This window comes from Heyndrickxia shackletonii (assembly GCF_001420715.1).
In the GTDB taxonomy this organism is placed as follows: Bacteria; Bacillota; Bacilli; order Bacillales; family Bacillaceae_C; genus Margalitia; species Margalitia shackletonii.
In genome coordinates, this window is the sequence record NZ_LJJC01000004.1 from 600,942 (window position 1) to 620,444 (window position 19,503).

Consider the following 19,503-nt stretch of genomic DNA (forward strand, 5'->3'; position numbering starts at 1 on the left):
ATCGTTCAGCCTTTTTTTCTATTATTATCAGTTTGTCACTTTTTCAACAACAAATTGATCAAAAAACTCAAGGATTGTACGATTCACAAGGATTTCATTCGCTTTCTTCGAGAATCCATGGCCTTCATCTTCGAGGACAAGGTATTTTACATTAACACCATTATCCTGAAGCGCTTTGACGATTTGATCGGATTCTTTCTTCACAACCCTTGGATCGTTGGCGCCTTGGATAACAAGCATTGGTTTGGTCATGTTATCTAAATAAGTGATAGGGGAGTATTCCGTTAGCTTATCAAAATCTTTCTCAGGATCTCCTACCCACTGGTTCATAATCGGCTTCCAATGATTTGGAACGGACTCGATAAACGAAAATAGGTTCGACGGCCCAAAAATATCCACGACCGCTTTGAAATACTCTGGATGACGCCCGTGCAACAACAGCGCCATATAACCTCCAAAGCTTCCACCCATCAACAATGTTTTTTCTCTGTCAGCCAAACCATTTTCGTAAAGGTATTCTAGGCCGGCAATATTATCTAGACGAGGACCTTCTCCCCAGTTGCCTTCTACCATTTTTGTATAGGCCAAACCATATCCAGTGGAACCGCGGAAGTTTGGCGCGAAAATGCTGTATCCTCTGTTAACAAGGAATTGGAACATCGCACGGAAATTATTTCGTTCCGCGGCTTGCGGACCGCCATGCGGCCAAAGAATCACATGCCCGTTATTCACATCGTCTTTAGCTTTGAAAAATAGTGCTTCAATAGCTAATCCGTCATAAGAAGGGTATGTGAACACTTCCGGTACAACAAGCTCATCCTCTTTGACCCCTGGTACAGATAGGTTCGTGAGCTGCTTCCATTCTGTGCTTCCTGCTTCTTTTAAGAAAATATTATATGGCTTCGTTGCCGTTCCAGCCAAAAGATAAACGTTTCCGCTTTCCATCACCTTTATTCCTGTTACCACAGTTGCAGGCAATTCTACTTTTTGCAAAGTACCGCTTGCTAAATCATACTGGTATAAATAATCATTTACACCTTTTGAAGTAAGCAAGTATAGGGAATTTGTTTGCTTGTCAAAGCGTACAACGTCAAACTCTTCTTTTTCAAGAGAAAGGACCTTGGAGAATTCATGTGTTTCAAGATGAAACTTGGCTAAGTAGGAAAAGTCTTCTCCAAATGTCGTGACAAAATAATATTCCTTGTCTACAAATACACCATCTCCAACCGTAAATTGCTCCTCAGTTTCAGGTGTAAGAGAATAGGACTTCCCGTTCTGATAAACATATCCAGGTGCATATGTATTGGCGAATTGCTTCATATAGACAAAGCTTGTTTCCTCCCCATTGACGGCCAACAAGAAGCATGCAGCATCCGCACCTTCCAGCACCACTTTTTCTTCATCATTTTCGATATCGTATTGATATATATTCAGGAATGTTTCATTGTTTTTCGTCGAAGTGTAATAAAGCCTCTTGTCATCTTTTGATAAAAACGGGTACATATGACGATGACCTTCTGCTGTTCGAAGCGGAACAAGTTCACCGCCAGCTGGAGGAAGCGCATAAAGCTGTGCATTTTCATCTCCATCTTGATCAAAACCAACTACCAAAAAACGCCCATCATGCGAATACCGTAACGCATGGCAATTTTGATCCACAAATGTGAGTGGATAAGGATATTGATTCGGTAAATCCATCGCCCAAAGATTGTATTTACCTGTTAAATTGGTGCTGAAAACTAATTGCTTTTCATCTGGACTCACCGTGAAGGCTTGCACATTAAAAGTACGATAAAAATTTTCGATATCCGGTTTTTTAAACGTTACCAAACTGACCCACCCCTTTTAGAAATTTCTTTCTATACTGAAAATTTAAACCAAATGTGGTCGAATGTCTAGTTTTAAGTCTGAGTTGAATGTTAGAATGTAAGTGTATTCAGAATTTTAAATTTTATATATACATGGAGGACAATATTGAATCATTTTTTTCTGAAAAAATATGAACCGGCATATCATTCTAAAGTGGTTGAGCTCTATCAGTCATTGAAGGAAAAATACGTGGATTTCATTTATTGGTGGCCGGGAAAAGAATCTTTTACATGGAATTTTTGTGACTGTGCTTTTATAGGCGACAAGTTTATTGGAAAAGGACAAGTACAACCAATCGCTGTCATGGAGGAAGGGGATAGTCACGACTTAAAGCATAAAATTTTTATCAATATAAAAATCCACCCTGATTATGAAAAGGAAACAGAGATCTATCAAATATTGTATGAATCATTGTATAAAAAGGCGCTGAAAATTAAAGATTCGTTGCCGACTGGATTTGGTTGTTTACTATGTGTCGGAAATTTTCGCGAAGAAGAGGAAAATAATGCATTCTATCTTGCGAATGGATTTAAACCTCTGAACAGTTTATATGGAATGGCAAGAGATTTATCAGAGGAAATGGTTGCAAGCGAGTATCCGTTAGGTATTGAAGTCCGACATTGGCAGATGAATCAGGAAGAGGAACAATTGAAGTATCTGCGAGCAGAAAAAGAAATTTGGCCAGATAATCCGCTTGGCTTAGAAAGATTGTTGGAGTTTAAGAGGAACCCAAATTGGACTGCCATTACGGCTTTCGACGGTGAGGACATAGTCGGAAGCGTAATGGCGTGGGAGGATTTAGGTGAGCAAGCAGGGGTGATTGAAGATCTCTTTGTAAAAGAAGCTTATCGAAAATCAGGTCTGGGAAGATATCTTCTTGTTGCTGGTCTTACGCATTTACAATCAGTTGAATTAAAAGAAGCCCAGCTGGAGGTTGTTACAGATAACGATAAGGCATTAAACCTCTATCGCTCTGCTGGGTTTAAGGAAATATCGGAAGAAAAGCGATTTTATATTGAGTTGAAGTGAGGAAAGTCAGCCTGGGGCTGGCTTTTTAATGTGATTGAAAATTGTTGTTTGTGGATTGGTGCCCAATAAAGAGGAGGATCCAAGGAAACGGTAACGATAGTGGAAGAATTGTTCCTGTAACGGAGGAAATCTTGGGACAACGGTAACGATCAGAGGTGGAATGTGCCCGTAGCGGAGGAAATCTTGGGACAACGGTAACGATCAGAGGTGGAATGTGCCCGTAGCGGAGAAAATGCCGGAACAACGGTAACGATCAGAGGTGGAATGTGCCGTAACAGAGGAAATCTCGGGACAACGGTAACAATCAGAGCCTGATAGTGCCCGCAACAGAGGAAATCTCGGGACAACGGTAACAATCAGAGTCGGAACGTGCCATTAACAGAGGAAACCACAGAACAACTTTAACAATAAGAGTCATAATTCCCCTGAAATGGAGGAAAATAGAAGTTAAATAAAAGAGGAATCGAACATAAACTGGTGATTATGCCTGAAAAATGAATTCAAAAGGTTTTCTCCGAGCCCAAACTTTATAAAAGGGTAAGGGACTGTTTGGATAGTATGGTTTTCATTCCCTTGGTAAAATAAAAAAATTCGTTTTAAAATAGAGAGGATGACTAAAAAAGAAAGGTCGCGGACCTATGTATAGAGGAAAAGCGTTTCCTATAAATAAAGAAAATTCCATCTCAGAGCTATTTGGTCTTCCGTTAAATGGAGTGAACCAATGGGTCTATATCAGAGGAGAGGATTCGACAAAACCTGTCCTTTTAATGGTTCATGGAGGGCCGGGCGCCAGTCAAATTGGTTATATCCGACATTTCCAAAAGGAATTAGAACGGCATTTTGTGGTGGTCAATTGGGATCAAAGGGGATCTGGAATGTCCTATTCGCAAATCATTCCTAAAGGGGAAATGACTGTACAGAAATTTGTAGATGATATTATTGAGCTGACAGAATATGTACGTCAACGATTTAAGAAAAATAAAATCTATATTGCGGCTCATTCATGGGGTTCCATCATTGGGTTACTAGCGGTTCATAAACGACCGGATCTCTTTTATCAATATTTTGGAATTGCCCAAATAGCCAACTATCTGGAGAACGAAAAAGCTTCATACCAAGTTTTGCTGGAAAAGGCTAAAAAGGAAAACCATAAAAAAGCTATTAAGGATTTAATAAAAATAGGGCAACCGCCGTGGACTCAACTGAAAAAGCAACGGGTACTAAACAAATATTTGGATATATTAGGCGGAGGTATGTCGCGTGATGGGAAGCTATTAAAATCGATGATAAAACATGTCATTCAAGGTACGGAATATAAATTTCATGATTATCATCGCTTTTTAGCAGGTCAGGTTTTCAGCAAAAAGGCTCTTCGTAATGAACTAAAGACCGTTGATTTAAAAAGTATGATTAAAACCGTGAAGATCCCCATTTATTTTCTGATGGGAAAATATGATCTAACAGTCGTGCCGGAACCTACAAGGGAACTATTTCAATCCATTAAAGCAGATGAAAAACAGTGGATATGGTTTGAGAATTCAGCACATTCCCCGTTATTTGAGGAGAAGGAAAAGTTTTCTGAGATTATCTATAGAGAATCACAAAAAAATCCAAATAATTAATATTAACTAAACCAAATCGCTATACTGATTTGGTTTTGTCTTAAACTATATCAATTTCACTTTTGGCGAAAAACTGAACCGTATTGGTTACAAATTGGGTTCTTATCTTTGTGGTCTGAGGTTCTGCTATTTTGCAAAAAAGCAGTAAATTCCTTCTGTTTTTTCGTAAATAACGTACTTAGAGTCCGCTTCGCCTTTAAATTAGGGGGATTTATTAAAAATAACGGATTCTATGTCCACTTAATTAATAGAAGCTACTGTTAAAACGTAAACCGGGATACTTGTTCGCCTTCAATTATTAATCCGTCTATTTCTTGAAAACCTATTTTTTCGTAAACTCGTTTTGCGTGTTCATTAGTTGGTTCATACGACAGTGTAATGGTTTGATGGCAATCCTCTTTCATATTTCTGATATCATCTATGACGAGTTGAATTGCCTCCTTTCCATACCCTTTTCCTTGATGTTTTTGATCGATCATCATGCGATAAATCCAATACTCATGGTCGTCTTCGTCAATTCCATAAAGTGCAAATCCGATCATTTCCTCTTCTTGATAGATTCCTTTTGCATGGAAATTGTCTAGAAAATTTAATTGAGCCAGCGATACCGCATTTGAAGCCACGAACTTCACTTGATCTTCTCTGACACGTAACGAAATGGCCTTTACCCAATTGTCTTTCGTAATCGTTTTTAAATGCAACATACCCCATCTCTCCTTTCTTAGATTATACACAATATTCAATAATTAAAGGTTTCCAATAAAAATAGACATCTACTTTTTTGGGGATTTTCACAAAAAAGGCAGATGTCCTTTTTAGTTTTTAAATATAATAATGGACTTTTAGTTAGGTTCATTGTTCCGTTATTAATTCGTATAAGCGTAAAAGTTTCTATTGCATTTTCAAAGCTAAATAGAGAATCATTTCAAACAAAAGCTATTTCCCGGGGACCTTCCATACCTTCAATAAAGTCTAACAATCTGTTTCCCTCTTCCGTTAATTCGTTTTGGTCCTGCTCAGAAACCTCTTTAAAAAGCTCGATAATGAGTCTAACAATACCTTTTTCTTTCTCGTATTTCCATATTCCGGAGACGAAGCCATCAATGAGTATGGTTGGCCGGATGATTCCATTTTTCGTAAAAACTTTATTACGATAGGACTCATCCATAATTCGTTTCCGATTGGCATAGGACAGTAACATGTTGTCAAAGCCTCCCAGGAATCTTGGTGGAGACGGAATGTTCTCTTCAGGTCTTGGAGCATTAGGAATATCGAAAAGTTCATTTCCTTCTTCGTCATGGAAAATGATGAGCTGCGGTAGAAGATGTTCTACATTTTCAATAAGCCGAGTGCGGCCGGACCAAACCTGTATATCCTTAATAGTAGCGGGACCAAATGCAGCTAAATAACGCAGTATCATATCTTCAGTAGTTAATTTTGAGAAGGGGAGCGCGCCTAGCCAAACTTCAGCGGAAGTATGGACCGCCTTCCCGCTCTTACCCCATATTCCACGTGGCGGCAATTGTACAAGCGGAATCATTGTCCGAACGACAGCTGCGAGGGCTGCTGAATCAACATTCGGCCACTGATTACCTAATAGTTTACCAAGTTCGCTGAATGTAAGTGGCTTTGTCTCAACTAAAGCACGACCGGCTTCTGCAATCGCACAAGTATCCACACCATTAAGGTACTTGCCAAAAGAATTTTTTAAAACACTTTCTTGGACAGACTGAACTAAGGGTCGCAAACTCATGCCATCCTGTGATGACACTAAGTGGATGGTAGAGCGCATCAAGGCGAGGCGTACGACCTTTTTATCTAGAATGAGATTGGAAAGATCTTCTTGGCAGAATTCTTTAAGTCGATTCCAAAGACCAAAATATGGGGCCATCGGGTCTTGAGCTTGTATCCCAACAAGGCGCTCAATTGCATCTATTACAGGGATATCTACACGATTCAGTAACATTTGTCTTGCGAGTAAAGCACGGTTCAAGGCCCTGGTACTAAGGACTGAAGGCTTTCCTTTGAATTTTTCATTGCTTTGAGTTGCATTATTTATCTTCAAATGGTAAGCCTCCTAATCATTTATTAGAGCTTATCTTTTATATAGATAAAGTCCATAATCTTGCATAACCGATGGGTGTCCTAATTGTCTTAGCATTGTAGTGATATTACCGCGATGGTAATTTCCATGAGTAACAACGTGGAAAACGGATTCATAAATAGACGTTTCCAATTCTCCAGCATAAGGATTATCAACGATAATAACTTGATCCATATTTTCTTGTTGGTCTAGAAATGATTTGTTTTTGAGGGATAAATCGTCATAGAGGTTTAACATTTCTTCAATATCTATTGATTCTAGCTCTTTTTGTAACTGATTTGCGAGTGCAAAGGCTTCCTTCATTGTTTTGCCTGCGAGAATTTCGAACCATGATTGCTCAACGAGATAAATGTGGGTTAACACTTGTGAAATAGAAGAAAAGCCACTTTGTATGTCATGATGATAAATGTCCTCAGGAAGTTCTTTTAGATGATTGATTATTTCCTTATTTGCCCAAACATTGTAATCATACATATCTTGCGTGGGATTCTTTTTCAAATAATTGTCCTCCTTGTTCTTAATATGTGTATTGTATCATTTATGGAAGTTAAATTATATTGTAATCTTATTATTTGTTTGATGATTTCAAATATTTTATCATAATGATAGTAATTGAATTTTTAAAATACTGATTTTTAGAGGAAAGAAGAGTGATAGCATATGGGGATGTCGGCAGCATTGCTTGAAGAGTTAAAAAAAATTCTCCCTGGAGATCAGGTAAGCATAAATCCAACGGTTTTGGATCAGCACAGCAAGGATGAATCCTATCATACGCCGCATTTTCCGGATGTAGTAGTGTTTCCGAAAAATGAAGAAGATGTAAGTCGCATCATGAAGTTTGCTTCAGAACGGGAGATTCCTGTGACACCATTTGGGGTTGGATCTAGTCTCGAGGGTCATGTTATTCCATATCACGGCGGTATTTCGCTCGATTTCCAACTTATGAATCAAATTCTTGAGGTCCGTCCCGAGGATTTTCTTGTTCGAATCCAGCCTGGAGTGACAAGAACTCAATTGAACAAGGAACTGAAAAAGTATGGCTTGTTTTTTCCAGTTGACCCGGGAGCGGATGCCACAATTGGCGGAATGGCGGCAACGAATGCAAGTGGAACGACTTCTGTGCGTTATGGGGTAATGCGTGATCAGGTTCGGGATTTGAAAGTGGTGCTTGCAGATGGGAGTATCATTCATACCGGCAGTATGACGGTTAAATCTTCTTCAGGTTATTCGCTTTCAGGCTTGTTTGTCGGGTCAGAAGGAACCCTTGGTGCTTTTGTAGAGTTAACACTAAGAGTATATGGAATACCTGAAGCAATAACCGCAGCTAGGGCTGTATTTCCTAGTATTGAAACTGCCGTTAGTGCTGTAGCTGACATTATGTCTGCAGGAATTCAGATGGCTAGGATTGAACTAGTAGATGCAAGGTCGGTTCAACAAGTGAATCTATACAACAACACAGACTTCCCCGTGAAGCCAACCTTATTTATGGAATTCCATGGAAGTGAAGCTGGAATGCGGTATGATGTAGAGTTTGCGGAAAAATTGGCCTTCGATAATCAATGTGAAGAGTTTTTATTTGAGACTGATTCAAAGGCGCGAAATCGGCTATGGGAGGTTCGCCATAATTTAGCCTACGCATTTGTCCATAAATCTCCTGGTAAAAAAATGATGGTCACGGATGTTGTAGTTCCCATGTCTGAATTGGGCGGGGCTGTCCATGATGCGAGAAAGGCAATTGACGAAATTGGTTTGGATGGCGCCGTTTTGGGTCATGTCGGCGATGGAAACTATCATACGATTGTGATGATAGATCCCAATAATAAAGAAGAATTGGAAAAAGCCAAAAAGTTAAATGCTCATCTTGTAGATTATGCTCACAGTCGCGGCGGTTCCTGTACCGGGGAACACGGGGTAGGAGTAGGAAAAGCTATTTATCAACAAAAAGAACACGGTGAGGCATTAAATGTGATGAAATTGATAAAAAACGTATTGGATCCAAAAGGGATTTTGAATCCTGGAAAGATTTTTATGGATTAATGAAAAATGGGATATTATTATATTGGTTCTCATGCGCTGCACATATTACTACTGGTTTGCTAGTCTATTTCACCATACATTTTATTCATGTATTTGGTAATGAAAAACAGATTCAAATTTTTATCAAACCAGCTTTGTGAAAGTGGATAAATTTTGGGGATGAAACGCATACTCGATTTATCCTTTTTATGCTGTGCGTCGGACCTAGATTATAACGCGATATAAGGCGGGAGCAGTTTAATCCCGCCCTTACTTATACTATCATCCCTTGGCTTTTTAAAATATCGATAAGTGTTTCTTTAGATTGATAGCCAATTATCCTTTCTACAAGCTGGTTTTCTTGAAAAAGCAATAATGTCGGCAAGCCCAGTACTTGAAACTTACTGATAAAATCCTCATTCTTATCAGCATTTACCTTTATCATTTTTAATCCAAACTCCTCATGAATTTCATCTAATATGGGAGCTAACATTTTGCATGCTGGACACCAGGGAGCCCAACAATCTACAAGCACAGGGGTATTCGTTTCGATTTCTTTCATAATTTCTTGTCCATTTGCATTTATTATCAAGCTACTCACCTTTTTCTATTTGATTTTGATTGTAGTATATGATGAAATGTAATATAAGTAAAATTAATGTTTCTAATTAGTTGAATAAGTTTTTACTAATGTAATCACGAGGTGCTTTATGACTTTATTTCAATTAGAGGTTTTTATAAAAGTGGTGGAAACAGGGAGTTTTACCAAAGCCGGGGAGCGAATCGGTCTTTCCCAATCTGCCGTCAGCCAAGCGGTTGCTGCTTTAGAGTCGGAACTCAATGTTAAATTGCTGATCCGAAACAGAAATGGTGTAAGCTTAACCAAAATAGGGGAACGAATTACCGGTCTTATTCGAGAATTGTTGATGATTAAAACAAAAATAGTGAATGAAGCGGCGGGAATCACGGAAATAGAAACAGGAACGATAAAAATCGGCAGCATTTCAAACATGTCTGCCAAATTATTGCCGGGAATGATCAGCTCCTTTAAGAGAAGATTCCCTGGTGTGGAGGTTATTCTATATGAAGGGAGTTATGAAGAAGTTAGTAATTGGATCAAATTATCGATTATTGATATTGGGGTCGTAACAGAAGAAAAGCATGAATTTGAATTTATTCCCTTACTTCAGGATAAAATGGTCGTCTTTGTACCAGAAAATCATCGCTTAAGTAATCAACCATCTATACATGTAAAAGATATCGCTAACGAGCCATTTATCATGCCAAAGGAATGTCAGAGTATACTTCATAAAATTTTTAAGGAACAGGAAGTGTCTCCAACGATTCCATTTGAAGTCCGCGATATATCGACTATCATCGCTATGGTTCAAGAAGGGGTCGGCAATACGATACTACCGGAGATGGCTGTTCCCCCCAGTTTGACTAATGTCAATATCTCTTACTTAAATCCGCAAGTGTATCAGAATTTAGGACTTGAAGTAAAATCATCAGACTATATGAGTCCTGCCGTAACCGCTTTTATTCATGAGACACAAGAATATACAAAGAATTTATCGTTAAAATTGTTTAATAGCTATCAATCGATGGTGGTAAAGAAAGGAAAAAAATGAATATTGCCATTACTAAAAAACATGTTATAATAAAGGTAATTTCTTGAAGGAGGCATCAAAAATAGACGATATGATTCTATAACCTTTTACGCTAAGCAATTTTATAGCAAAAAAGGACTCTGCCTGTGCGTGGTCAGAGTGATGGGATTAGTATGTCTATTTTTATATGTCAATTCGGATTATAAGAAGTAAAATTTCTAATGGTATTTTATTTGTGTTTGTATATTGATCCATCTATTTTAGCACAGGCAGTCGTCTGTGCTTTTTTGTTTTATTTTTTTAGGTGGAGGGATCAATATGCATGTATTAAAAACAGATAATCTAAGTGTGGAATTGAACGGAATTACCATTATTCAAGGTGTGAACCTCGACATTCAACGGGGAGATCATGTTGCTTTAATAGGAAACAATGGGGTTGGAAAAACAACATTGTTAAAAGTATTATGCGGGCAGATTTCGCAGACAGGCGGAAAGTTAGAGTTTGGTCTAGGTCACGATGAAATTGGCTGGATGATGGATGAACAGGTGAACGCTGATCTCACAACGATTAAATACATCTACATGGGAAATGAACAGTGTTATGAATTAAAAAATAGATTGGAGCAAATGCAGGAGCTTTGGAACGAGGATACTGATTTTGTTGAGGATTACAACGATACCTTACAGCAATATATGGATCTCCAAGGCTACGAATGGGAAGCGAAGATTGAGCGTGTTGCCAAAGAGCTCGGGATTAACCAGGAATGGTGGAATATTTCTTTTTCCGAGTTAAGCGGAGGGCAAAAAACTCGTGTGAAGCTGGCAAGGCTGCTCATTAAAGATCCGCAGATGCTCGTTTTGGATGAACCAACGAATCATATGGATATCGAATCGGTAGAGTGGTTGGTTAGCTGGCTGCGGCAATATAAAGGGACCGTGCTTTTCACTTCGCATGAACGTGATTTTATCGATAAAGTTGCTTCTATTACCTATGCATTAACGGATAAAGGCACTAAGCGGTACACTGGAGGATATTCTTTTTATAAAGAGTTGCATGACCAGGAACAGCATGCAGCAGAGGAATTATATAAAAAATACAATCAGGAACGAAAAAAGCTACTAGAAGTTATTCAAACGTATAAACAGTGGTATCAGAAGGCGTCGAATTCAGCGAGCGAACGAAATACGTTTGCTAAAAAGCAAGCGGGCAGGCATGCGAAACAAGTGAAGGTGAAGGAGAAGGCATTAGAACGATTGGAAAACAAGAAAATCGAAAGGCCCAAAGAGAATAAGGGGATTGAAGCCATTTTCGATGCGGAGGCTTTTGAAGGAAAACGGATGATAGGAATGAAAAATGTATCTTTTTCGTACAATCCGGACTTTCCTTTTATTCAAAATCTGGAGATGGAGATTTCTCGTGGAGATCGTCTGGCGGTTATAGGGAAAAATGGCTCCGGTAAAACAACTTTATTAAAGCTTTTAACGGGCACTATTTTACCAGTGGAAGGCGAGGTTCGACGGAATCCACAGCTGAAAATCGGATATTTTATGCAGGAACTGGATCAATTAAATATGGAAAATACGATTCTTGATGAGCTGCTTGAGCTAGACCATTTAACTCAGGAAGAGGCAAGGACGATTTTGGCGTGTTTCTTATTCCGCCGTGAGGATGTTTTTAAAAAAATTAAGGACTTGAGTATGGGAGAAAAATGCCGCGTTGCGTTTGTAAAGCTCTACTTTTCCGATGCGAATCTGCTTGTGTTGGATGAGCCGACGAACTATTTGGACATCAGTACACGCGAACAAATAGAAGAAGCTTTAGCGGTGTATCCCGGTTCCGTCGTAATTGTATCGCATGATCCTTATTTGCTCAGAAAGGTTGCGAATCGGGTTATGGAAATAGAGGCGGGCAACATCTCTCATTACAAAGGCAGCTATGTGGATTGGGAGGAAAGCCATCAACTGACTCCTGAAAACCAAGGAATAGAGAATGAAATATCCCTGCTAGAAATGGAGCTTGTTGAATTATATGGTCAAGAAGAGGTGAACTTAGATAAAATAAAAGAGATAAAGAGGAAACTAGAGGAACGGAAAAATATAATGGTGGGTAAAACAAATAAAAAATGATGGAAAGCCCGAGTCAGTTGTCCTTTAGGGAATTCAAATGGATAAAGGAAACAGCAGGTCGAGATGGTCCTTATAGGGGTTCAAGGTCAACGGGAAGAAAAATTGTGATCTAGTTGTCCTTTATGGGTGTTCAAAAGACCGAGGGGAAGGGAAAATTGTGATCTAGTTGTCCTTTATGGGTGTTCAAAAGACCAAGAGGAAGAAAAAATCAGGTCGAGATGGTCTTTATTGGGATTCAAAAGACCGAGGGGAAGGGAAAATTGTGATCTAGTTGTCCTTTATGGGTGTTCAAAAGACCAAGAGGAAGGAAAAATCAGGTCGAGATGGTCTTTATTGGGATTCAAAAGACCAAGGGGAAGGAAAAAGTAGGTCGAGAAGGTCTTTATGGGGTTTCAAAAGACCAAGAGGAAGGTAAAATCAGGTCGAGATGGTCTTTATAGGGATTCAAAAGACCAAGGGGAAGGAAAAAGTAGATCGAAAAGGTCTTTATGGGGTTTCAAAAGACCAATAGGAAAGAAAAATTAGTTCTAGTTTCTAACTAACTAGAGGAATCCAGCAGGTTAAGCAACTATGAATAAATCGGGAAAAAAGAAGAAGTGTGTTTAAGCATTTGTTTGATTAAACAAGAGCAAGCCGAATGAGAAGAGGATTTTCATGGGAAAAGATAAACTATATGAGTCGGATTTATATGAGCCGATCAGGAAGCTTTTTGTTCGGGAAGGATATGAGGTGAACGGCGAGGTAAAGGACTGTGATTTAACAGCTGTTAAAGGAGAAGAGCTTATCATCGTTGAAATGAAAAAGAATTTGACGGTGGAGCTTTTGATACAAGCTGCGAAAAGACAGCGTTTAACAGATCTTGTCTATATTGCCATCCCGAAGCCGAAGTATAAAATGTACTCCAAAAAATGGCATGATATGTGTCATTTGATTAAAAGACTGGAGCTAGGATTAATCATAGTATCTTTTTTGAAAAGTGGGGCAAAGGCAGAAATCATTCTTTCACCTGCTCCTTTTGATCGGAAGAGAAGCATGCAGATGAATAAGAAAAAAAGGCTGAATCTGCTGAAGGAAATAGAAGGACGGAGTGCGGATTATAATATCGGGGGCAGCAACAAAACAAAAATCATGACCGCATATAAGGAAAATTGCATACAGATTGCCTGTTATATGGAGCGAGAAGGACCGCTATCTCCAAAAAATCTCCGTAAAATGGGCACAGGCGACAAAACCTTATCCATCCTGACCCAAAATTATTACGGGTGGTTCGAAAAAGTTAGCAGAGGAATTTACACGCTCACGGAAAAAGGAAATACAGAAATAAAAGAATACCCGGAGCTGGTCAAATATTATTTAGACCTATTGTCAGGCACCACTCATAATCAAAACGATGAAGGACAAAATGGATGAACTAGAATCATAAAATGTCCTTCATGAAGGTAATGAAGGACAAAATGGTTGAACCAGAATTGGAAAGTGTCCTTCATGAAGGTAATGAAGACCAAACTAGATGGACCAAAATCGAAAAGTGTCCTTCATGAAGGTAATGAAGTTCAAACCGGGTGTGCCAGAAACCAAAAGTGTCCTTCATGAAGGTAATGAAGGCCAAACTAGGTGTACCAAAATCGGAAAGTGTCCTTCATGAAGGCAATGAAGTCCAAACCGGGTGTGCCAGAAACCAAAAGTGTCCTTCATGAAGGTAATGAAGTCCAAACTAGATGGACCAAAATCGAGAAGTGTCCTTCATGAAGGTAATGAAGTTCAAACTAGATGGACCAAAATCGAAAAGTGTCCTTCATGAAGGTAATGAAGTTCAAACCGGGTGTGCCAGAAACCAAAAGTGTCCTTCATGAAGGTAATGAAGTCCAAACTAGGTGTACCAGAATCGGAAAGCGTCCTTCATGAAGGTAATGAAGTCCAAACTAGGTGTACCAAAATCGGAAAGTGTCCTTCATCGCAATAATGAAGTCCAAACTAGGTGTACCAAAATCGGAAAGTGTCCTTCATCGCAGCAATGAAGACCAAACTAGGTGTACCAGAATCGAAAAGCGTCCTTCATGAAGGCAATGAAGTCCAAACCGGGTGTGCCAGAAACCAAAAGTGTCCTTCATCAAAACAATAAAGGACCACTATTGTTGAAATAGAACCCCTACAACATTTGCTTAACCAAATAAAGAAGTATTCTAATCCACCTTAAGGAACTAGAATACTTCTTTTTCTATAAAGGCTTCAATTAAAATCCTTCCATTTTCCTAACCTTTAACGAGGTTTCAATAATCATATCCAAGAGTTCGCTGTAGGAGATGCCAACCGCTTGGGCGCTCTTTGGGAGTAGGCTATTTTTTGTCATGCCTGGCAATGAATTAACCTCCATAACATATGGGATTCCATCCTTGACCATCATGTCAATTCTTGCGTAAACACTGCATTTAAGTGCTTTGAAGCAGGCCAATGCAGCAGCGGCAACGCGTTCATTTAATTCTGCAGGCAGTTCCACCACCTCTTCGATGGTAGCAACATCGTCGTATTTTGCATTATAGTCAAAAAACTCAGCAGCATGTCGAATCGAAATAATAGGTAAAAGCTTACCGTCAAAAATCGCGCAGGTAATCTCCTCACCTTTTATATACTTTTCAATTAGGACTTCTGTATCCCATTCGAACACTTCAGCAACAGCGGAAAGTAAGGAATCCTGATCATACACGAGTTTTACTCCCACACTTGAACCGCCGGAATTAGGTTTTACCACAACAGGGTAACCCATTTTGTCTATTTCATCCATATGAAGCTCTTCCATATTTGAAAGGCAAATCCAATCTGCTGTTGGAATACCCTCATAACGGATAATTTTTTTCGAGATATTTTTATCCATACAAATACTGCTGGATAACATGCCGCTTCCGGTATATGGGATGCCAAGGGTTTCAAGCGTACCTTGGATGGTTCCGTCTTCTCCGTATTTTCCGTGAAGGGCTAGAAGTGCGATATCAAGATTTTTCGCTTTTTCGACCAAATCTTCCTTATTATTAAGTTCAACAGGTATAACCTCATATTTACTTTTATCCAAATGTGCAATCATTTCTCCCCCGGTCATAAGGGATACTTGCTTTTCGGAGGATACACCTCCCATGATAACGCCAACTTTCATTTTATGAACCTCCAAATTCTCGTTTTAATATATCACCAATTATTTTTATGCCGCGCACAATTTCTTCTTCTTTTAATCTTGAAAATCCCAAACGGAAGGTATTACTTCCTTCTCCATTTGTATAAAAAATATCTCCGGGTGAAAAGACGACTCCCATTTGATAGCATTTTTTTAATAACTCTCGCACATTTATATGTTTTTCTAATTCTATAAAAAGATGAAGGCCGCCATCACCAGTTATTCTTTTAAAAGGCAGGTATTGTTCGCAAGCATGAACCGCTAATTCATATTTCTTCTTATAAACGGCTCTGGCCCTTTTTAAATATTTTTCAAAATGTCCGTCATGCAGATATTGATACAAAACAGCCTGATCTAGCGTAGAAGTGTGAATAGTTCGTGCCCGCTTCATGCTCTCTAGATAATAGATCAGTTCTTTGTCTGCCAAAATCCAGCCAACACGCAAACCTGGAAAAAGAATTTTGGAGAAGCTGCTTAAATAGATGACATTATTGCCATTCCCGGCAAAGGCTGCAAAAGGGGCTAAGTGGGAACCTGAATAGCGCAATTCCTCGTTAAACCCATCCTCCAAAATTGGAATTTGATATTTCGACATCAGTCTCATCATTTCCATTCTTTTTTCAGAGGAGGTGACAATCCCGGTTGGATTATGATAGGACGGAATTAAATAGGAAAAATCAAAATTGGATTCAGACAAGGATTTTTCTAGTTGCGGAATGTTTATTCCATCATCCTCCATTTCAATTCCATGGATTTCAAACCCATGCAAACGGAAAAGCTTAAGGGCAGAATGATGAGTAGGATTCTCGCAAAGGATTCGACCTGATTTTTTGGCAAGTGAGGATAATAAAATATCCAGCCCCTCTGTAAAACCATTGGTAATCAGAATATCCTTGTTTGAAATATCCACGCCTTTGATTTCCATATAGTGTAAAAGGTAATCGATTAGGGGCTTGAAGCCTTTTGCATAACCATAGTTAAGGACGATGTCTCCTTCAATCGACATTCTCGTCAGAAAAGCTCTTTTAAAGTTTTCGACATCAAAAAGCTTTTCATCGGGTGCAATGCTATTGAATGCAATCATTCCTTTGTTCCAGCGAACACCGTGCTTCATCAGGTCCATTTCCTCGGCAAGCAAGGTGACCTCGCTAACTTTTTCTTCCCAATTAAGTTGAATGGAAGGAGCTTTTGAAGTCTCAACACGCCCAACAAAATTTCCTTTTCCTTTTATCGCGTAAATGAGCCCTTCCTGTTCCAAATCTGCATAAGCCGTGAGAACTGTATTCCGGCTGACGGATAATAAAGTACTAAGTTCACGGGTGGAAGGCAGCTTCTGATGCTCAAGCAGATGCCCATTTGTAATCATTTTCTTCAAATATTCTTTTAGCTGAATATAAACAGGACGACCGTCCACAGGCTTAAAATCGTTAAACAACGCCTTCAACCCCTTGCTATCATTTTTACATAACCTTTATCGTTTCAAAAGGTCCACCACCTATGTATTTTCCCGAACCAGTGGTTTTGTCTTTTCTTCATGGACACTTTTGATTTTGGGATACTTTCATTGTACTAACTTTGGGGATAACATAAAAGAAAAGAAAGCCTGACAGCGTGGATGCGGGCTTTCTATAATCATTCTTTGATATTAATTTATACTCTTACGTTTTCCTTATAGTAACTTTTCCTTCCTGGTTTTTCTCATTGTTCCATTCAACCTGAATTTCAAAAGTTCCTTCTTCAAAAAACAATGGGAATCTTCTTCTTATAGAAGTCTGCATAGGAAGATTTGGGACTTCTTTTAATTGGACCCAAACAGGTTTTCCTTCGGGTGCATCTTCTAACAACGTTCCGGTAAAGCAATTCGTAATATAGTTAAAAATCATATATCGATCATTTTTTTCAGGATTAACGTATTCATAAAGTCCTTTATAAATTAGGTTACTTACCTCTAGCCCAGTTTCTTCCTTCACTTCTCTAATTGCGGCTTCTGTAAAGCTTTCAGGAAACTTTACTTTTCCGCCAGGGGGAATGTATCCTTTAAAATTATCATGTTGTCTATTCAATAGCAGTACGGAATCTCCATCTTGTACCATGCAAACCGTCCAAAACTTGTAATTTATTCCTTCCTTCATTTACTTTACCTCTCTAATTTTTGCAAGAATAATTACATTTTAACGTAAAAATTTACAAATTGTACTAAAAGTCAAAAAAAGTAGTCGAGTTTAAGCACTCGACTACTTTTGTATATACTAGAGCTTTTCAATTAAGTTGTGTACACCACTCAAGGACAAAACGTCCAAATGTCCACGAGTGGTGCCTGACACCCTATGCTGCGCCTTTTCCTTTACCGGGAGCCATCAGCCGTTCTTTCCCCATTAATAGAATAGCGACAAACCCCAGGCCAATCGGAATTAGTGCCCAACCGAAAGTGGTAGAGACGGAGTGGGCCATTGCACCGGTGATTTTATGAAGGATTTCCGGTGGAATTTTTGCTCTTGCATCCGTAGATAGCAAAGCACGTGAATCCATATGTCCAGCAAATCCTTTCATTTGACCAAATGCATCCTGTAATTTGCTGTTTAAAAGATGATTTTGAATCGTCCCAAATATTGTAACACCAAGAGTCATGCCAAGCGTTCTAAAAAAGTTATTCGTTGATGTTGCAATGCCGCGTCTTTGCGGTTCAATATTATGCTGTGTAGCCATGCTCAATAAAGAGAAATTAAATCCCATTCCAAGACCAGTAAGAACCATGAAAATGGTCAGAAGATATCGTGGTGTATTCACATCGATTGTACTCAAGAGGAACATCCCTGCAAAAAATAAAACAACCGAAACAAGCATAATGCCACGATAACTAAAGCGCCTTACGGATTGTCCTCCCGCTTGGCTTCCTATAACAGATCCAATCATCATTGGAATCAAAATAACTCCTGAGTTCGTAGCGGAACCGCCATAAACCGACTGAACAAATATCGGAATCATTACCGTTGTAATGATAAAAGCGGCACCATAGAAAAACGCGGCCCCTTGTGTTGCAGCAAATAATTGGCTTTTAAAGAGGCTAAAAGAAATGATTGGCTCCGCCACTTTTCTCTCCACAATAAGAAAAATGACAAATAGGACAGCAAAAATAGCAAATAGAGAAATTATCATAGTAGAGCCCCAAGCATATTGATTTCCGCCAAGCTCAAGTGCAAACATTAAGCTGACAACGGCACCAATAAGTGTAATCGCTCCGATCCAATCGATTTTAAGCTTCTTAAGATTGAGATTTTCTTTGTAAAATTGAATAATAAAAAATAACGAAATGACACCTAAAGGCAAGTTAATATAAAAGATCCAGCGCCAATCAATTTGATCTGTAATATACGCGCCTAGTAATGGACCTACAACACTGGACAGACCAAACACAGCTCCGAATAAACCAGTCATTTTTCCGCGCTTTTCAGGTGGAAAGATATCAAAAATAATGGTAAATGCGATTGGCATTAAAGAACCTCCGCCAATCCCTTGAATGGCACGGTAAATACTTAGCTGAGTAATGCTTTGCGCTGTTCCGCAAAGTGCAGAACCTACTAGAAAAATAATAAGTCCGAAAATGAAAAATCGCTTTCTGCCATACATATCGGATAATTTACCGAAAATCGGCATACTCGCCATGGTTGCCACTAAATAAGCGGAAGTAACCCAGATAAACTTATCGAGTCCGCCAAGCTCTCCAACAATGGTTGGCATGGAAGCTGCCACAATCGTATTGTCCATTGCTCCCATTAATATTCCTAAAAGCAGGCCTGCTACAACAAAGCCTATTTTGCTTTCATTTGAAACCATAGAAATCCCCCTTTTTATGCTATAAACTTTTATAAGTTTTTAGCACTTAAATTATTTCACCAGTTTGGTCTTGGTCTAGCTACAGCGCCTATCGGCTAGCGGATTTCTACGTCTTCTCCCTACGAT

At 39.0% G+C, this 19,503-nt stretch carries 15 protein-coding genes; 6 read left to right on the plus strand and 9 right to left on the minus strand.

What is annotated here, in order from left to right; genetic code table 11:
- Positions 1 to 27 precede the first annotated feature (27 nt).
- Positions 28 to 1,830, minus strand: a complete 1,803-nt coding sequence (locus tag AN964_RS03025) for a S9 family peptidase (protein WP_055738302.1) — start codon at positions 1,828 to 1,830, stop codon at positions 28 to 30.
- Positions 1,831 to 1,974: 144 nt separating this feature from the next.
- On the opposite strand from AN964_RS03025, the gene AN964_RS03030 reads away from it, so the two are divergent.
- Together AN964_RS03030 and AN964_RS03035 are read left to right on the plus strand one after the other, a co-directional pair.
- Entirely contained in the window at positions 1,975 to 2,898 is a 924-nt protein-coding gene (locus tag AN964_RS03030; protein WP_055738303.1) for a GNAT family N-acetyltransferase, read from the plus strand.
- A gap of 638 nt (positions 2,899 to 3,536) precedes the next feature.
- Positions 3,537 to 4,520 (plus strand): alpha/beta fold hydrolase, encoded by a 984-nt coding sequence (locus tag AN964_RS03035; protein ID WP_055738304.1) that lies wholly within the window; start codon positions 3,537 to 3,539, stop codon positions 4,518 to 4,520.
- A 260-nt stretch (positions 4,521 to 4,780) separates the two neighbouring features.
- Here AN964_RS03035 and AN964_RS03040 read toward each other — a convergent pair whose 3' ends face one another.
- The 3 genes from AN964_RS03040 to AN964_RS03050 form a co-directional block, all read right to left on the minus strand.
- The gene (locus tag AN964_RS03040) at positions 4,781 to 5,224 is read right to left on the minus strand and encodes a GNAT family N-acetyltransferase (RefSeq protein WP_055738305.1); all 444 of its coding nucleotides are present in this window, start codon (positions 5,222 to 5,224) and stop codon (positions 4,781 to 4,783) included.
- 221 nt (positions 5,225 to 5,445) lie between these two features.
- The gene (locus tag AN964_RS03045) at positions 5,446 to 6,585 is read right to left on the minus strand and encodes a winged helix DNA-binding domain-containing protein (RefSeq protein ID WP_235950636.1); all 1,140 of its coding nucleotides are present in this window, start codon (positions 6,583 to 6,585) and stop codon (positions 5,446 to 5,448) included.
- A gap of 30 nt (positions 6,586 to 6,615) precedes the next feature.
- Positions 6,616 to 7,098, minus strand: a complete 483-nt coding sequence (locus AN964_RS03050; protein ID WP_055741113.1) for a DinB family protein — start codon at positions 7,096 to 7,098, stop codon at positions 6,616 to 6,618.
- Between the two features lie 186 nt (positions 7,099 to 7,284).
- Here AN964_RS03050 and AN964_RS03055 point away from each other — a divergent pair, with 186 nt between their 5' ends.
- On the plus strand, positions 7,285 to 8,661 hold the full coding sequence (locus tag AN964_RS03055) for an FAD-binding oxidoreductase (protein ID WP_055738306.1): 1,377 nt from the start codon (positions 7,285 to 7,287) through the stop codon (positions 8,659 to 8,661).
- Positions 8,662 to 8,914: 253 nt separating this feature from the next.
- Here AN964_RS03055 and AN964_RS03060 read toward each other — a convergent pair whose 3' ends face one another.
- On the minus strand, positions 8,915 to 9,232 hold the full coding sequence (locus tag AN964_RS03060) for a thioredoxin family protein (RefSeq protein ID WP_235950634.1): 318 nt from the start codon (positions 9,230 to 9,232) through the stop codon (positions 8,915 to 8,917).
- Between the two features lie 118 nt (positions 9,233 to 9,350).
- On the opposite strand from AN964_RS03060, the gene AN964_RS03065 reads away from it, so the two are divergent.
- The 3 genes from AN964_RS03065 (at position 9,351) to AN964_RS03075 (ending at position 13,787) form a co-directional block, all read left to right on the plus strand.
- A complete protein-coding gene (locus AN964_RS03065) occupies positions 9,351 to 10,271 on the plus strand; it encodes a LysR family transcriptional regulator (RefSeq protein WP_055738307.1) in 921 nt (306 codons plus the stop codon).
- Between the two features lie 297 nt (positions 10,272 to 10,568).
- Positions 10,569 to 12,377, plus strand: a complete 1,809-nt coding sequence (gene abc-f / locus AN964_RS03070) for a ribosomal protection-like ABC-F family protein (protein WP_055738308.1) — start codon at positions 10,569 to 10,571, stop codon at positions 12,375 to 12,377.
- 654 nt (positions 12,378 to 13,031) lie between these two features.
- Positions 13,032 to 13,787, plus strand: coding sequence for a DUF2161 domain-containing phosphodiesterase (locus tag AN964_RS03075; RefSeq protein ID WP_055738309.1), 756 nt, complete (start codon positions 13,032 to 13,034; stop codon positions 13,785 to 13,787).
- Between the two features lie 823 nt (positions 13,788 to 14,610).
- Here AN964_RS03075 and AN964_RS03080 read toward each other — a convergent pair.
- From AN964_RS03080 to AN964_RS03095, 4 genes are all read right to left on the minus strand, one after another.
- Positions 14,611 to 15,525: a D-alanine--D-alanine ligase gene (locus tag AN964_RS03080; RefSeq protein ID WP_055738310.1), complete on the minus strand. Its 915-nt coding sequence runs from the start codon at positions 15,523 to 15,525 to the stop codon at positions 14,611 to 14,613.
- 1 nt (position 15,526) lies between these two features.
- A complete protein-coding gene (pdxR, locus tag AN964_RS03085; protein WP_055738311.1) occupies positions 15,527 to 16,978 on the minus strand; it encodes a MocR-like pyridoxine biosynthesis transcription factor PdxR in 1,452 nt (483 codons plus the stop codon).
- Positions 16,979 to 17,201: 223 nt separating this feature from the next.
- Positions 17,202 to 17,675: an 8-oxo-dGTP diphosphatase gene (locus AN964_RS03090; RefSeq protein WP_083489199.1), complete on the minus strand. Its 474-nt coding sequence runs from the start codon at positions 17,673 to 17,675 to the stop codon at positions 17,202 to 17,204.
- Positions 17,676 to 17,868: 193 nt separating this feature from the next.
- Positions 17,869 to 19,377, minus strand: a complete 1,509-nt coding sequence (locus AN964_RS03095; protein WP_126649305.1) for an MDR family MFS transporter — start codon at positions 19,375 to 19,377, stop codon at positions 17,869 to 17,871.
- Positions 19,378 to 19,503: the final 126 nt, after the last annotated feature.